A 14,170-nucleotide genomic window follows, 5' to 3' on the forward strand; every position below is an offset into this window, starting at 1 on the left:
GCCCGCCTCCCCGGCGGACGGCGGGCCCTCCCGCGCTGTCGGTGCCCGGCGGGTGTCAGCCGAGCTGGGCGAAGCCGTAGTTCAGCAGCTTCTTGGCGTCCGCCTCGCGCTGGGCGGTGGAGGACGAGGCGAGGACCGTGCCGATGACGGTCTTGCCGTTGCGGGTGGCGGCGAAGACCAGGCAGTACTTCGCCTCCGGGCCGGAGCCGGTCTTCACGCCGATCGTGCCGCTGTAGCTGCTGAGCAGCCCGTTGGTGTTCTTCCACGCGGCCATCGTCCGGGTGCTGCCGGTCTTGGTGATCGTCTTGGCCGTGTACGACTTGGTCTTGACGATCGTGCGGAACGTGGAGTTCTTCAGCGCGTTGCTGGCGAGCTTCGTCAGGTCGCGCGGGGTGGAGTAGTTGGCGCCGTTGCCGATGCCGTCGAACGAGTCGAAGTGCGTGTTCGTCATGCCCAGGCTCTTGGCCGTGGTGTTCATCTTGCCGATGAACGACTTCACCCGCGCCGCCCGGGTCGAGCCCGAGCCGAACTTGTCGGCGAGCGCGTACGCCGCGTCGCAGCCGGACGGCAGCATCAGGCCGTACAGCAGCTGACGGACGGTGACCTTGTCGCCGACGATCAGACGCGCCGAGGAGGCGTTGTTCTTCACGATGTAGTCGCTGTACGCCATCTGGATCGTGACCTTGGCGTCCAGGTTGAGGTTCGGCTGCGCGAGCACGACCTTCGCGGTCATGATCTTCGTCGTGGAGCCGGTGGAGAGCCTGGTGTCCGCCTTCTTGGTGTACAGCGTCTTGCTGTTCGCGTTGTTCATCGCGTAGCCGCCCTTGGCGACGATCGTGGGCGCGGTGGCGGCCTGGGCGGGCGCCGCGTGGAGGGCACCGGAGGCGAGTACGGCGCCGGTGGTCATCGCGACGGCGGCGGCTCTGCGGAGGCGGATGCCCTGAATGCCGTTTATCAAGTGAGGTACCCCGATTACGTTGAATGCCCCTGCGGTGCGGCCGGATTGACGTCGGAACAGCACGGGGCCGCGTCTGTGTGACTCGTAACTAGCACAGATGGTTGTGCGCCCGCCGGGACACGCTTCCTTTTCCGCCGGTGCGGCGGCCTCCGGCGCGGTCGCGGTGACACGTCCGCATGGTGAACGGACCCGCCCATGCGTACGTGTTGTATCTATCCTGTCGGCATGACCCTCGCCGTGAAGCAACCTCCCGCCGCCGACCGCGTCTACAGCCATGTCAAACAGGGCGTCCTCGACCGCCGCTACGAGGGCGGCACCCTGCTCACCGAGGGCGAGCTCGCCGAGGCCGTGGGGGTCTCGCGCACCCCGGTGCGCGAGGCGCTGCTGAGGCTGGAGGTCGAGGGGCTGATCAGGCTCTACCCGAAGAAGGGCGCCCTCGTCCTGCCCGTGTCCGCCCAGGAGATCGCGGACGTGGTGGAGACGCGGCTGCTGGTCGAGGAGCACGCGGCGCGCAAGGCCGTGCCCGCCCCGCCCGGCCTGATCGAGCGGCTGGAGGAGCTGCTCGAACAGCAGAAGGCGCAGGCCGCGGCCGGCGACCTCGCCGCGGCCGCCGTCTCCGACCGCTGCTTCCACGCCGAGATCGTCCGCAGCGGCGGCAACGAGATCCTCTCCCGCCTCTACGACCAGCTCCGCGACCGCCAGCTGCGCATGGGCGTCGCCGTCATGCACTCCCACCCCGACCGGATCGCCAAGACCCTCACCGAGCACGAGGAGATCCTCGACGCGCTGCGCTCCGGCGACGCGGAGGCGGCCGTCGGGGTCGTCCACCGGCACGTCGGCTGGTTCTCGCACCTGGCCCGGGGGGAGGTCCGATGAGCGCCGCCACCGCCCTGCCCGGCGATCCGCCGGGCGGCCGCCGCGCCGTCGCCGTCTGGGGCATCGGCGTCGCCGTCTACTTCGTCGCCGTCATCTTCCGCACGTCGCTGGGCGTGGCCGGCCTCGACGCCGCCGACCGCTTCCACGTGGGCGCCTCCGCGCTGTCGACGTTCTCGATCCTGCAGCTGCTGGTCTACGCGGGCATGCAGATACCCGTCGGCCTGCTGGTCGACCGGCTCGGCACCAAGAAGGTGCTGACCATCGGGACCGTGCTCTTCACGGCCGGGCAGCTCGGGTTCGCCTTCTCGCCGTCGTACGGGACGGCGCTCGCCTCGCGGGCGCTGCTCGGCTGCGGGGACGCGCTGACCTTCATCAGCGTGCTGCGGCTGGGCACGCGCTGGTTCCCGGCGCGGCGCGGGCCGCTGGTCGCCCAGCTCGCGGGGCTGGCCGGCATGGCGGGCAACCTGGTCTCCACGCTGGTGCTGGCCCGGCTGCTGCACGGCGTCGGCTGGACGGCGGCGTTCGCGGGCAGCGCGCTCGCGGGCGTCGTGGTGCTGGTGCTGACGCTGCTGTTCCTCAAGGACCACCCCGAGGGGCACGAGCCGGAGCCGCTGCCGCACCAGGGGGCGGCGTACGTCCGCCGGCAGATCGCCGCCTCCTGGCGGGAGCCGGGGACGCGGCTCGGGCTGTGGGTGCACTTCACCACGCAGTTCCCCGCGATGGTGTTCCTGCTGCTGTGGGGGCTGCCGTTCCTGGTCCAGGCGCAGGGGCTGTCCCGGGCCGCGGCCGGGGAACTGCTCACGCTCGTCGTGCTGTCGAACATGGCGATCGGCCTGGTGTACGGGCAGATCATCGCCCGGCACCACGGGGCGCGGCTGCCGCTGGCGCTCGGCACGGTCGGGGCGACGGCCGTGCTGTGGGCGGCGACGCTGCTGTACCCGGCCGGCCACGCGCCGATGTGGCTGCTGGTGGTGTTGTGCGTGGTCCTCGGGGCGTGCGGCCCGGCGTCGATGATCGGCTTCGACTTCGCGCGGCCGGCGAACCCGCCCGAGCGGCAGGGGACGGCGTCCGGCATCACCAACATGGGCGGCTTCGTCGCCTCGATGACCACGCTGTTCGCCGTCGGCGTGCTGCTGGACGCCACCGGCGACGACTACACCGTCGCGTTCTCCGCGGTCTTCCTGCTCCAGGCGCTGGGCGTGAGCCAGATCCTGCGGCTGCGGCGGCGGGCGGCCCGGCGGGAACGCGAGCGGCTGGTCGCGAGCCGGGTGGAGACGGTGCACGTTCCCGCGTAGGAACCGGCGCCGGCGTCTCCGGGGGGCCGTCCGCCCCCCGGCCCCGTTACGGCGTCACCGCGAAGTTCCGCAGGATGGCCGCCGCCAGCTCCGGGTCGCCCTCCGTCTTCACCCGGTCCGCCACCGCCTCCGGTGCGACCCGGCCGCAGGCCAGGCGGACGTACGTCTCCCAGTCGAGGGCGAGGGTGGCGGCGGGGCCGAGGGCGGGGACCGCCTCCAGGGTGCCGCGGCCCTGCATGTCGACGCGGACCGTGCGCAGGAACTCGACCGGGCCGTGCACGTCGAAGACGACGGCCGAACTGCGGGGCGCGTCCGTCCGCTCGGCCACCACCCGGGGGAGCTCGGCGAGCAGCACGTCGCGGGCGACGTGCGCGCCGGGGGAGTCGAGGTTGCCGGGACGGCCGAGGGCGGTGCGCAGGTCCTGTTCGTGCACCCACACGTCGAACGCGTGCCGGCGCATCGACTCCTCCAGGGTGAGTTCGATGCCGAGCGGGCCGCGCACCTTCGTGCCCGGATCACGCGACTCGTTCCGCAGCTGGCGGTTGCGCCGGATGATCATGTACTCCAGTTCGGCCGTCATCTCGGGCGCCGTGTGGTGGCGGCGGGCGTCGACCTGCAGCTCCATGTAGCGCTGGTGGTCGGTGACGACGTGGAACAGGTCGCGCGGGAGCGAGTGGATGGGCCGCGGGTCGCCCAGCATCTCCGAGTCCAGGCCCATGACGTGGGAGACGACGTCGCGCACGGACCACGCCGGGCACGGTGTCCGGCGGTTCCAGTCTGCCTCCACGAGCGGCTGGACCAGCTCGGATATCGCCTCGATGGAGTGAGTCCAGGCGTCGGCGTAGGGCTGGAGGGTGGGATGCAGACTCACGGAACGGGACCCCTCGGCGGTCGTGACACGGGCAGTTGGTGGCGGCTTTGCCGGTGGAGGCGGCGGCTGTCGGCGGGTGTCGTGGAGCTCCCCCCGGCTCTCGGCTCGCTCGAACAAGGGGGACCCCCAAGTTACGCTGCTGTACGGCACCCCGGCAGTGCTTTCGTGTGACGATCGTAGGCCGGTGTGGAAGGCTCCTTTACCAGGACGGTGGTAGTGTGCGCGCCTCGCTGATCCAAGTCGCCGTAGAAGAGGGCGAATCGGTTGAAAACCGGCGTCGGCGGGTCGCCGACCTGGTACGGGATCAGGCCGGAGCCGATCTCGTCGTGCTCCCGGAGCTGTGGACCACCGGGGCGTTCGCCTACGAGGAGTTCGGCCCCGCGGCCGAGCCGCTCCAGGGGCCGACGTACGAGGCGATGGCGAAGGCCGCGAGCGACGCCGGGGTGTGGCTGCACGCGGGGTCGATCCCGGAGCGGGACCCGGACGGGACGCTGTACAACACGTCGCTGGTCTTCTCCCCCTCCGGTGAGCAGGCCGCCGCCTACCGCAAGATCCACCGGTTCGGCTTCGACAAGGGCGAGGCCGTGCTGATGGGCGCGGGCGAGGAACTGGTGACGGTGCGCCTGCCGTCGACCACCCTCGGCGTGGCCACCTGCTACGACCTGCGCTTCCCCGAGCTCTTCCGCGGCCTGGTCGACGCCGGCGCCGAGACCCTCGTCGTCTCGGCGGGCTGGCCGGAGCGCCGCCGGGCGCACTGGACGCTGCTGGCCCGGGCGCGGGCGGTGGAGAACCAGGCGTTCGTGCTGGCGTGCGGAACGGCCGGGACGCACGCGGGGATTCAGCAGGCGGGGCACTCGTTCGCGGTCGACCCGTGGGGCGAGGTGCTGGCCGAGGCCGGCGCCGGCGAGGAGGTCCTCACCGTGGAGTTCGACCCCGGGAAGGTGGCGACGACCCGGGAGCAGTTCCCGGCGCTGAAGGACCGGGTGCTGGGGCTGGCCCCGCCGCGGGGCTGACCGGCGCGGACCCTACTCGTCCTCCCGTTCCTTCTCCGCCAGGTGGATCACGCACATCGTCACCGCGATCAGCAGCGCCGGGTCCGCGTCCTCGCGGACGATGTCGATGCCGTAGGTGTCGCGGACGGTGAGCAGGCGGCGGGAGATCACCGCGAGGAGTTCGCCGTCGTACTCGACGGCGAACTCGCGGTCCAGGATCTTGCCGCTGACGTCGAGTTCCGTGCCGTCGGCCAGGGAGATCAGGTAGTGGTTGCGCAGCAGCGACAGCCGCTTGCGCCGGACGGTGGCCAGGGGCTCGCCGGCCCGCTCGATCACCATCGTGTCCCGCAGGGCGAGCATCTTCCGGTGGATGCCGATCAGGACGCGCCCTCGGGCGTCCTTCAGCTCCCAGGTGTCCCGCAGGCGCAGCGCCTTGCCGTCGACGAGGAAGGCCTTGTCGCCGCGGTCGTCCTCGATCCAGTGGTCGTCGCCGATGCCGAGGAGCCGGTCGTACACGAGGAATCTCATGGGAGGAGCGCTTCCCCGGGGGCCGGTCCGAAACGCCGCCGGTAGGCCGATGGGCTGAGCCCGGTCGCGTGCCCCGGTCCCCACCGCGATCCCGCGGCTCGGGCTCGCCGGGGCCCGTACCGCCGGCGGCCGCCGCGACGACGTGCCGGGCCGCGCGGAGGCCGCCAGGGGGCATGCGCCGACGTGATCGCCGGCGTCGGGTGGCACCCTTGGACGCATGAACCACTCGGCACCCCGACGCGCTCGCGTCCGCGCCCCCGAGCTGACCGGCAAGGGCGGCTGGCTGAACACGGGCGGCACCCAGTACACCCTCGCGGACCTGCGGGGACGCATCGTCATCCTGGACTTCTGGACGTTCTGCTGCATCAACTGTCTGCACGTCCTGGACGAGCTGCGCGAACTGGAGGCCAAACACCGGGACACGGTCGTGGTGATCGGGGTGCACTCGCCGAAGTTCGTGCACGAGGCCGATCACGCGGCGGTGGTCGACGCCGTCGAGCGGTACGGCGTGGAGCACCCGGTGCTCGACGACCCCGAGCTGGCCACCTGGAAGCAGTACGCGGTGCGCGCGTGGCCGACGCTCGTGGTGATCGACCCCGAGGGGTACGTCGTCGCCCAGCACGCCGGTGAGGGGCATGTGCACGCCATCGAGCGGCTGGTGACCGAGCTGGAGGCCGAGCACGCCGCGAAGGGCACGCTGCGCCGCGGCGACGGCCCGTACGTGCCGCCGGAGCCGGAGCCGACGGTGCTGCGCTTCCCGGGCAAGGCGATCCTGCTGCCGTCGGGGAACTTCCTGGTCAGCGACACCACCCGGCACCAGCTGGTGGAGCTGGCGGCGGACGGGGAGAGCGTCGTGCGCCGGATCGGCTCCGGCGCGCGCGGCTTCACCGACGGCCCGGCCGACGCGGCGGCGTTCAACGAGCCGCAGGGCCTGGCCCTCCTCGACGACGGCTCCGTCGTGGTGGCCGACACCGTCAACCACGCCCTGCGGCGGCTGGACCCGGCCACCGGCGAGGTCACGACCCTCGCGGGCACCGGCAGGCAGTGGTGGCAGGGCTCCCCGACCTCGGGCCCCGCGCGCGAGGTCGACCTGTCCTCGCCCTGGGACGTGGCCTGGTGGCGGGGCCGGGTCTGGATCGCCATGGCCGGCGTCCACCAGCTGTGGGCGTACGACCCGGAGGGCGACACGGTGGCCGTCACGGCCGGCACGACCAACGAGGGGCTCGTCGACGGGCCGGGCGCCGAGGCCTGGTTCGCCCAGCCGTCGGGGCTCGCGGCCACGCCCGAGCGGCTGTGGCTGGCCGACTCCGAGACGTCCGCCCTGCGCTGGGTGGACGCCGACGGCAGCGTCCACACCGCCGTCGGCACCGGCCTGTTCGACTTCGGGCACCGCGACGGCGCCGCCGAACAGGCCCTGTTCCAGCACCCGTTGGGGGTGACCGCGCTGCCCGACGGCTCGGTCGCCGTCGCCGACACCTACAACCACGCCCTGCGCCGCTACGACCCCGCGACCGGCGAGGTGACCACCCTGGCCACCGACCTGCGGGAGCCCAGCGACGCCGTCCTGGTCGGCGACGACATCGTGGTCGTGGAGTCCGCCCGGCACCGCCTGACCCGGCTGCGGCTGCCGGAGGAGGCGGTCAAGGTCGCCGCCGTCGCCCACCGCACCCGGCGGGCCGCCACCGAGGTCGCCCCGGGCCGGCTCCGGCTGGACGTGATCTTCCAGGCCCCGGCGGGCCAGAAGCTGGACACCCGCTACGGCCCCTCGACCCGGCTGCTGGTCTCCGCCACCCCGCCCGGGCTGCTGCTGGACGGGGCGGGCGCGGGAACCGAGCTGTCCCGCACCCTCGCGCTCGATCCCGCCGTCCCGGAGGGCGTGCTGCACGTCTCCGCGATGGCGGCCTCCTGCGACGACGACCCGGCCAACGAGTACCCGGCCTGCCACGTCCACCAGCAGGACTGGGGCGTGCCGGTCCGCCTCACCGAGGGCGGGGCGGACCGGCTGCCGCTGGTGCTGGCAGGCATGGACGAGGGGGCCGAAGGGGCCGAGAGGGCCGGGGAGGGCGCGGGGGCCGGCGCGGCCGGCGCCTGACACGTGCCGGGCGTGACGCACCTGTCCGGTGTGTCACGCCCGTCTCGGAGCCGTGTCCGCGTCCGTTCCCGTTCCGCGTGCCCGTGGCGTCAGACGCCGTAGCCGTCGCTGTAGCCGTCGCGGCGGTGCGGTACCGCCGGGTCGTCGACGACCGGCGTCGTGGGCGGCACCACCACGCGCCGGCGCCGGGCGATGCTGCTGAACGTCGAGACGCCGATCAGGCCGACGATCATCAGGATGATGCCGACCAGATCGAGGTTGACCCCCTGCATGTCCCAGTCGGTCGCGAACGTGAGGATGGCTCCCACGGCGATGAGGATGATGCACCCGCCGAGGCCCATGAGTGTCGCCTCCCTGTGGATCCGGTCGTTCCGGGCTTTCCGGTCGTTCCGGTTCCCTGCGGGTACCCCGAGGCCCAACACCCATGCGGCGGCGCGTCGTTCTTCCTCCCGGCCTACCCCTCCAGGAAGGCCGCCAGCGCGTTGGCCAGCAGGTACGGGTCGTCGGCGCCGCACAACTCCCGCGCGCTGTGCATCGACAGGATGGCCACGCCGACGTCCACGGTCCGGATGCCGTGCCGGGCCGCGGTGATCGGGCCGATCGTCGTGCCGCACGGCATGGAGTTGTGGGAGACGAACGACTGGAAGGGGACGCCGGCCTTCTCGCAGGCCGCGGCCCACACCGCGCGGCCCGAACCGTCCGTGGCGTAGCGGTTGTTGACGTTGACCTTGAGGATCGGCCCGCCGTTGACCCGCGGGCGGTGCGTCGGGTCGTGCCGCTCCGGGTAGTTGGGGTGGACGGCGTGGCCGGTGTCGGAGGACAGGCAGACCGTGCCCGCCAGGGCCCGCGCCCGGTCCTCGTACGAGCCGCCGCGCGCGAACACCGAGCGCTCCAGCACGTTGCCGAGCAGCGGGCCGTCCGCGCCGGTGTCCGACTGGGAGCCGTTCTCCTCGTGGTCGAAGGCGGCCAGCACCGGGATGTACGGCAGGTCGGCGGCGCCGGGCCCGGTCGCCACCGCCGCGAGCGCCGCCGCGCCCGCGTGCACCGACAGCAGGTTGTCCATGCGCGGGCCCGCGACCAGCTCCCGGTCCCGGCCGAGGTACGCCGGGGGCTCCACGGAGTGGACCATCAGGTCCCAGCCGGTCACCTCGCCCGCGGGCAGCCCCGAGGCCTCCTCCAGGAAGGCGATCAGGTCGCCGTCGCGGACGTCGCCGCCGAGCCCCCAGACGGGCTGCATGTGCTGCTGCTTGTCGAGCTTCAGGCCCTCCGCGGACACCGAGCGGTCGAGGTGGATCGCCAGCTGGGGGACGCGCAGCAGCGGCCGGTCGACGTTGACCAGGCGGGTGGTGCCGTCGCGCAGGGTGAGCCGGCCGGCCAGGCCCAGGTCGCGGTCGAGCCAGGAGTTCAGCAGCGGCCCGCCGTAGATCTCGACGGCCACCTGGCGCCAGCCGTGCGCGCCGGTGTCCGGGAGCGGCTTGACCCGCAGGGTGGGGGAGTCGGTGTGCGCGCCGACGATCCGGAACGGCGTGTGCGGCGCGGCGCCCTCGGGGACGTACCAGGCCACGATCGCGCCGCCGCGCAGCACGTACCTGCCGCCGCTCCTCCCGTCCCAGGCGTCCGTCTCCGCGACCCGTCGGAAGCCCGCCTTCTCCAGCCGTTCCGCGGTGCCGGCCACCGCGTGGTACGGCGACGGGCCGGCCGCCAGGAAGGACATCAGATCGTCGGTGTGGCCGCGGTCGAAGCGGGAGGGTTCGCTCATGGCAGCCACCATAAGGCTCGGCGGCGGAGGGCCCCAGCGCGGCCGGGGCGTCCGGTGGCGGGGCGGTGCGGGGTGCGTGGGACCGCGGCGCGCCCCGCCTCCGGGAAGGCGTGCGCCCCGAGGCCCCTCCGAGGGCGCGCCCGGCGAGCCGTCCGGGAGGGGGACCGCGGCCTCCCGGGCGCGCGTCCCGCGGCCCGCCCGGGACGGGGGCCGGCGCTCAGCGCCGCAGCGCCTCCACCGGCTGCACCCGCGCCGCCCGCCACGCCGGGTACACCCCGGCGAGGACGCCGGTCGCCAGGCCGAGGACCGGGGCCGCCGCGACCGTGCCCGGGTGGACGACGGGCGTCCAGTCGCGGGCGACGGCGACCGCGACGACCGCGACGGTGCCGAGGCTGGTGCCGACGAGCCCGCCGAGCGCGCCCAGCGCCCCGGACTCGGCGAGGAACTGGGTGGTGACATGCCGCCCGCGCGCGCCCAGCGCCCGGCGGAGCCCGATCTCCCCGGTCCGCTCCAGGACCGCCACCAGGGTGGTGTTGGCGATCCCGACCGCGCCGATGACCAGGCAGATCCCGGCCAGCAGCAGGAAGAGCTGGTTCAGGTCCGAGGTGACGGACGAGCGCAGGGTCTTCGGGTCGGGCGGCGGGATCGCCTTCAGGTACTCGGGGTGGTCGGGGCGCAGCGCGACCGGCGCCTCGTCGGCGATCTGCCGGGCCGCGCCCACCTCCGTGGACACCAGCATGCGCGCGCTCTCGGCGGGCGGCCCCCACAGGTCGCGCGCGGTGGTGTCGGGCACCAGCACGGACATCAGCACGTCCGCCTTGCGCTCCACGTCGTCCACGACGCCGATCACGGTGAACGGCTGGTCGCCGATGAACAGCGCGGGCCGCGTCTCCAGGGTGGAGATGCCCAGCCGTGCCGCGACCGCGCTGCCGACGACGGCCACCGGCTGCCGGGAGCGCGCGTGGTAGTCGTCGTACGGCCGCCCCTCGGCCATCGTCGGCACGGCGGCGTCGAGCACGCCGGGCGAGGCGGCCACGATCTCGATCCGCTCCCCCGAGGCGTCCCCGACCGGCGAGGACCGCACCTCGGGCGCCCCGCCGGCGGGCCGCACCGGCCAGTACACGCCCGCGTGCCGCACTCCGCCCAGCGCCTCGATCCGCTCCCCGGCGTCCTTCGGGAAGGCGTCGCCGGCGAACTCGTCCCGCTCCCGGGCCACGTCCTCGACGGTCACCTCGGTCGCGGTGAGCAGGTCGAACCGGGAGTCGATCTGCGAGGACGCGGTGGCGGTCAGCCCCAGGACGGCGACGAAGGTGCCGACGCCGAGGACCGTGCCCAGCGCGGTCAGCCCGCTGCGGCCGGGCCGCTGGAGGATGCCGGCCACCGCCTCGGCGAGCAGGTCGCGCGGGGCGAAGGAGGACGGCTCGACCGCCGTCGGCCGCCGGCGGGCCCCGGGCCACCGTGCCCTCATGCGGTCACCGCCTCCTCGCTCAGCACCCCGTCGCGGATCGCCACCGAGCGCCGGCCGCGCGCGGCGACGTCCCGGTCGTGGGTGATGAGGACGACGGTCATGCCCTCGTCGTGCAGCTCCTCCAGGAGCCGCAGCACGGCCTGCGCGTTGGCGCTGTCCAGGTTGCCGGTCGGCTCGTCGCACAGCAGCAGCGACGGCCGGGCCACCAGCGCCCGCGCGATGGCGACCCGCTGCCGCTCGCCGCCCGACATCCGGGTGGGCAGCGCGTCGACGCGGTGGCCGAGGCCGACCCGTCGGAGGGCCTCACGCGCGCGCGGCGCGCGTTCCCGGCGTGGGACGCCGCAGTAGACCATCGCGAGCACGACGTTCTCCAGGGCGCTGCGGTGCGGCATCAGGTGGAACGCCTGGAAGACGAACCCGATCCGGCGGCCCCGCAGCGCCGTGCGGTCGGCGTCCCGCAGCGTCCCGGTGTCGATGCCGTCCAGCAGGTAGGTGCCCGAGGTCGGCGCGTCCAGCAGCCCCGCGATGTTCAGGAAGGTCGACTTCCCGGAGCCGGAGGGGCCGACGACGGTGACGAAGTCGCCCCGGTGGACGGTCAGGTCGCAGGGGCGGAACGCCTCGACCGGCGGCGGTCCGGGATAGGTGAGCGCCACCCGCCGGAACTCGATCACCGGCGGCGTCCCCTCCCCGGCCGTCACGAGCCGCCCCCGCCCGTCGCCGTCCCCGCGGCCCGCCGTACGCCGGTCAGCACCCGGTCGTCCTCGGCGAGCCGTGCGCCCGCCGACGGGGTCACCTCGACGTACCCGTCGCCGGTGGTGCCCGCCCGCACCGGCACCCGCCGCTGGCGGCCGTCCGCGTCGACGACGGTCACGACGGTCCGGCCGTCGGCCCCGGCGGACACCGCGGTCACCGGTACGACCAGCACCTCGCCGTCGGTCGAGCCGGCCTCCACGGTCAGCCGTACGTCCTGGCCGGCCAGGTCGGCCGGGAGCGTGCGGTCGGGACCGACCACCACCAGGTATCCGGAGCGGCCGCTCCCGGCGGACGCCTGCCCGTCCTGCCCGCCCTGGCCGTCGCCCTGCGCGGACTGCTCGGTGGTGGGCGAGTCCGCCACCGACTCCACCCGCGCGGCGGCCTCCGCGCCGGTGACCTCGGACAGGATCCGCGTGCGCATGCCCGCGCGGATCAGCTCCTTCTGGTGCGCCTGGAGGAGTCCGTGCACCTCCAGCGCGCCCGAGGACACCTTCATCACGGCGCCCGACACCTGGGCGCCGACCTCGGCGGAGACGCTGTCGACCCGCGCGGGGAAGCTCTCCAGGAAGACCACCTCGGAGGACGGCAGCATCGCCCCGGCCGCCGAGCGCGCCCGTTCCAGGTCCGCGCGGGCCTCGGCCAGGTCCTCCCGGGCGCGGGCGAGGTTCTTGCGGGGCTCCTCCAGGACGTCCTCGCCGTTCCCGCCGCCCCCCTGGCCGCCGCCGGTCCCCGGGGCCGCGCCGGGGGACGCGGACGCGGCCGGTCCCGCCGGCGCGCCCGGGGCTCCCGTCTGCGCGCCCGATGCCTGTGCGCCCGATGCCTGTGCGCCCGATGCCTGCGCGCCCGAGGCGCTCGCCGCCTGCTCGGCCGCCTCCTCCGTCTCCTGCGCCTCCTCCGCGTCGTCCAGCGCGTCCCGGGCGTCCTCCACGGCCCGCTCCATGGACTTCACCAGGTCCTCCGCCGCCTCGACGTCCGAGCCCTCCTCGCCGCCGGCCTCGACGGGGTCGTAGCCGAGGGCGGAGTACAGCGCGGTCACGGCGGCCTTCGTGCCCGAGCCGTACGTCCCGGAGGCGTCCGGCGCGGTGCTGTGGCCGAGTTCGGCCAGGGCCTTCTGGAGCTGGGCGACGTCGTCGCCCTCGGAGCCCGGCTTGAGGTCCCGGTAGACGGGCAGACCGCCGTGGAGGGCGATGACCGGCCGCCCGGACACCTCGATGAGCGTCTTGCCCGCGGCGACCCGGTCACCGGCCTTCAGCGGGGTCTTGGTCACGGTCGGCGCCGAGGCGCCCTCCGCCCCGGCGCCGGCCGCGCCGGGCGTCACGTCCACGCTCTGCCCGGCGACGACCGTGCCGCGCAGGATCACGGACGTCTTCAGCACCCGCCGCTCGACGGGCGCCGTCAGCACGTCCGGCGGCGGCGCCTCGGAGTCGGCGGCGGCCTGCGCGGGCGACTTGACGACCAGCGAGGCGCCGACGCCGGCCCCGGTCAGCAGTACGGCGCCGACGGCGACGGCGACCACCCAGCGGCGGCCGCGGGTCGCGCCCGCGGCCGCGCCGGCCTCCGGCTCACTCTGTCCCGGGAAGCGCATCAGCTGCTCGCGAGGGCCTTCTGGGCGTTGCGCACGTACCCCTTGTGCCATTCCTCCAGGAGCTCGAACTCCTCGGCCCGCTCGTCTATCTCGGCCTGCTCCAGCGGCCTCATGACGGACACCCAGGTCTCCTCCAGGGCCGCCTTCTCGTTGCAGCCGCTGTCGGCGACGGCGACCTTCTTCTCCTCGTCGGTCGCGGTCCGCGTGGTGCGGGCGCCGTCGGCGGGCCGGTCGCCCTTGGCGCCCTTGCCGAGGAACCGGCCGGCGGCGTCGCGCGGATGGGCGAAGACGAAGCCCTGTTCCTTCATGCACGCGCTCCACTCGGCGACGGCCGCGGTGAGCTTCGGGTCGGACTGCGCCTTCTGCGCCGCTTCGTTCGCGGCCTGGTCGACCGGGCTGGGCACGGGCAGCTCGGGCAGGCCCTCGGCCATGGTCCGGTCGGTCTCGCCCTTGCAGCCGCCCTCCGGGACGGCCTTGCCGTCTACCGTCCGGGCGCCGGTGCCGAGGCGGACGGCGTTCTCGGCCTCGGAACCGGCCTTGCCGTCGTCGCCGGTCTCGTCGACGGGCTCGCCGCCGTCCGGGGAGTGGTAGCCGTGGGCGGCGGCGTCGGCGGCGGGGATCATCCGGTACTCGGAGTCCCGCGCCGGCTCGGCCTCCTCGACCCCGGGCTGCGGGGTGTAGGCGAAGCCGAACCGCTGCATGCACTCCTTCATCAGCAGGTCGGAGGCCTGCTGGATGGTCTTCTCGTCCTCCTCGGAGGTGGCGGAGTACGCGGACAGCGGCAGCGGCTCCACCGCTTCGCCGCCCCGGGCGGCGGCGCTGCCGCCGGTGCCGGCGTCCCCGGCCCTGCCGGACCCGCCGTCGGACGAGCCGCAGCCGGCGACGGCCGCCAGGAACAGCACGGGCAGCGCGGCGCGCAGGGCGGCTGTGTGGGTGGAGCGGAGCTTCATGCGTCTGTTCTCCAGAGGTCGTCGGTGACCGCGGGGGTCGGGA

The 14,170-nt window shown here is 74.3% G+C and carries 13 protein-coding genes; 4 read left to right on the plus strand and 9 right to left on the minus strand.

Going from position 1 to position 14,170, the window contains the following annotated elements:
• Positions 1–55: 55 nt before the first annotated feature.
• Positions 56–958 carry a D-alanyl-D-alanine carboxypeptidase family protein gene (locus ACIBAI_RS13210; protein WP_399033691.1) on the minus strand — a complete coding sequence of 301 codons (903 nt, stop codon included), beginning with the start codon at positions 956–958 and terminating at the stop codon, positions 56–58.
• A 225-nt stretch (positions 959–1,183) separates the two neighbouring features.
• Between ACIBAI_RS13210 and ACIBAI_RS13215 the strand changes: the two genes are divergently transcribed.
• Together ACIBAI_RS13215 and ACIBAI_RS13220 are read left to right on the plus strand one after the other, a co-directional pair.
• Complete coding sequence (locus tag ACIBAI_RS13215) at positions 1,184–1,834, plus strand: GntR family transcriptional regulator (RefSeq protein ID WP_399033693.1); 651 nt, start codon at positions 1,184–1,186, stop codon at positions 1,832–1,834.
• Positions 1,831–3,129 (plus strand): nitrate/nitrite transporter, encoded by a 1,299-nt coding sequence (locus ACIBAI_RS13220; protein WP_399033695.1) that lies wholly within the window; start codon positions 1,831–1,833, stop codon positions 3,127–3,129. The genes ACIBAI_RS13215 and ACIBAI_RS13220 overlap by 4 nt, the downstream gene beginning before the upstream one ends.
• Positions 3,130–3,175: 46 nt before the next feature.
• Here ACIBAI_RS13220 and ACIBAI_RS13225 read toward each other — a convergent pair whose 3' ends face one another.
• A complete protein-coding gene (locus ACIBAI_RS13225; RefSeq protein WP_399033697.1) occupies positions 3,176–4,000 on the minus strand; it encodes a maleylpyruvate isomerase family mycothiol-dependent enzyme in 825 nt (274 codons plus the stop codon).
• Between the two features lie 218 nt (positions 4,001–4,218).
• Here ACIBAI_RS13225 and ACIBAI_RS13230 point away from each other — a divergent pair, with 218 nt between their 5' ends.
• Complete coding sequence (locus tag ACIBAI_RS13230) at positions 4,219–5,013, plus strand: carbon-nitrogen family hydrolase (RefSeq protein ID WP_399033699.1); 795 nt, start codon at positions 4,219–4,221, stop codon at positions 5,011–5,013.
• 12 nt (positions 5,014–5,025) lie between these two features.
• Here the strand turns inward: ACIBAI_RS13230 and ACIBAI_RS13235 are convergent, their stop codons facing one another.
• Positions 5,026–5,520: an LURP-one-related/scramblase family protein gene (locus ACIBAI_RS13235; protein WP_399033701.1), complete on the minus strand. Its 495-nt coding sequence runs from the start codon at positions 5,518–5,520 to the stop codon at positions 5,026–5,028.
• A gap of 217 nt (positions 5,521–5,737) precedes the next feature.
• Between ACIBAI_RS13235 and ACIBAI_RS13240 the strand changes: the two genes are divergently transcribed.
• On the plus strand, positions 5,738–7,612 hold the full coding sequence (locus ACIBAI_RS13240; RefSeq protein WP_399033703.1) for a thioredoxin-like domain-containing protein: 1,875 nt from the start codon (positions 5,738–5,740) through the stop codon (positions 7,610–7,612).
• 89 nt (positions 7,613–7,701) lie between these two features.
• On the opposite strand, the gene ACIBAI_RS13245 is transcribed toward ACIBAI_RS13240, so the two are convergent.
• The 6 genes from ACIBAI_RS13245 to ACIBAI_RS13270 all read right to left on the minus strand — a co-directional run bounded on the left by ACIBAI_RS13245 (position 7,702) and on the right by ACIBAI_RS13270 (position 14,127).
• The gene (locus ACIBAI_RS13245; protein ID WP_399033705.1) at positions 7,702–7,953 is read right to left on the minus strand and encodes a DUF6458 family protein; all 252 of its coding nucleotides are present in this window, start codon (positions 7,951–7,953) and stop codon (positions 7,702–7,704) included.
• A gap of 113 nt (positions 7,954–8,066) precedes the next feature.
• Positions 8,067–9,371, minus strand: a complete 1,305-nt coding sequence (locus ACIBAI_RS13250; protein ID WP_399033707.1) for a M18 family aminopeptidase — start codon at positions 9,369–9,371, stop codon at positions 8,067–8,069.
• 217 nt (positions 9,372–9,588) lie between these two features.
• Complete coding sequence (locus tag ACIBAI_RS13255; RefSeq protein WP_399033709.1) at positions 9,589–10,839, minus strand: ABC transporter permease; 1,251 nt, start codon at positions 10,837–10,839, stop codon at positions 9,589–9,591.
• Positions 10,836–11,537, minus strand: coding sequence for an ABC transporter ATP-binding protein (locus ACIBAI_RS13260; protein WP_344600475.1), 702 nt, complete (start codon positions 11,535–11,537; stop codon positions 10,836–10,838). The genes ACIBAI_RS13255 and ACIBAI_RS13260 overlap by 4 nt, the downstream gene beginning before the upstream one ends.
• The gene (locus ACIBAI_RS13265; RefSeq protein ID WP_399033713.1) at positions 11,534–13,177 is read right to left on the minus strand and encodes a peptidoglycan-binding protein; all 1,644 of its coding nucleotides are present in this window, start codon (positions 13,175–13,177) and stop codon (positions 11,534–11,536) included. Before ACIBAI_RS13265 ends, ACIBAI_RS13260 begins: the two co-directional genes overlap by 4 nt.
• Positions 13,177–14,127: a hypothetical protein gene (locus ACIBAI_RS13270; RefSeq protein ID WP_399033715.1), complete on the minus strand. Its 951-nt coding sequence runs from the start codon at positions 14,125–14,127 to the stop codon at positions 13,177–13,179. Before ACIBAI_RS13270 ends, ACIBAI_RS13265 begins: the two co-directional genes overlap by 1 nt.
• Between the last annotated feature and the right edge of the window lie 43 nt (positions 14,128–14,170).

The organism is Streptomyces sp. NPDC051041 (assembly GCF_044456065.1).
Classification (GTDB): domain Bacteria; phylum Actinomycetota; class Actinomycetes; order Streptomycetales; family Streptomycetaceae; genus Streptomyces; species Streptomyces glaucus.

What these genes read in the sequence shown, in the direction of transcription:
- ACIBAI_RS13215 (WP_399033693.1), top strand. Translation starts at nt 1,184, where the DNA reads ATGACCCTCGCCGTGAAGCAACCTCCCGCCGCCGACCGCGTCTACAGC.
- ACIBAI_RS13220 (WP_399033695.1), top strand. Translation starts at nt 1,831, where the DNA reads ATGAGCGCCGCCACCGCCCTGCCCGGCGATCCGCCGGGCGGCCGCCGC.
- ACIBAI_RS13235 (WP_399033701.1), bottom strand. Translation starts at nt 5,520, where the DNA reads ATGAGATTCCTCGTGTACGACCGGCTCCTCGGCATCGGCGACGACCAC.
- ACIBAI_RS13240 (WP_399033703.1), top strand. Translation starts at nt 5,738, where the DNA reads ATGAACCACTCGGCACCCCGACGCGCTCGCGTCCGCGCCCCCGAGCTG.
- ACIBAI_RS13245 (WP_399033705.1), bottom strand. Translation starts at nt 7,953, where the DNA reads ATGGGCCTCGGCGGGTGCATCATCCTCATCGCCGTGGGAGCCATCCTC.
- ACIBAI_RS13250 (WP_399033707.1), bottom strand. Translation starts at nt 9,371, where the DNA reads ATGAGCGAACCCTCCCGCTTCGACCGCGGCCACACCGACGATCTGATG.
- ACIBAI_RS13255 (WP_399033709.1), bottom strand. Translation starts at nt 10,839, where the DNA reads ATGAGGGCACGGTGGCCCGGGGCCCGCCGGCGGCCGACGGCGGTCGAG.
- ACIBAI_RS13265 (WP_399033713.1), bottom strand. Translation starts at nt 13,177, where the DNA reads ATGCGCTTCCCGGGACAGAGTGAGCCGGAGGCCGGCGCGGCCGCGGGC.
- ACIBAI_RS13270 (WP_399033715.1), bottom strand. Translation starts at nt 14,127, where the DNA reads ATGAAGCTCCGCTCCACCCACACAGCCGCCCTGCGCGCCGCGCTGCCC.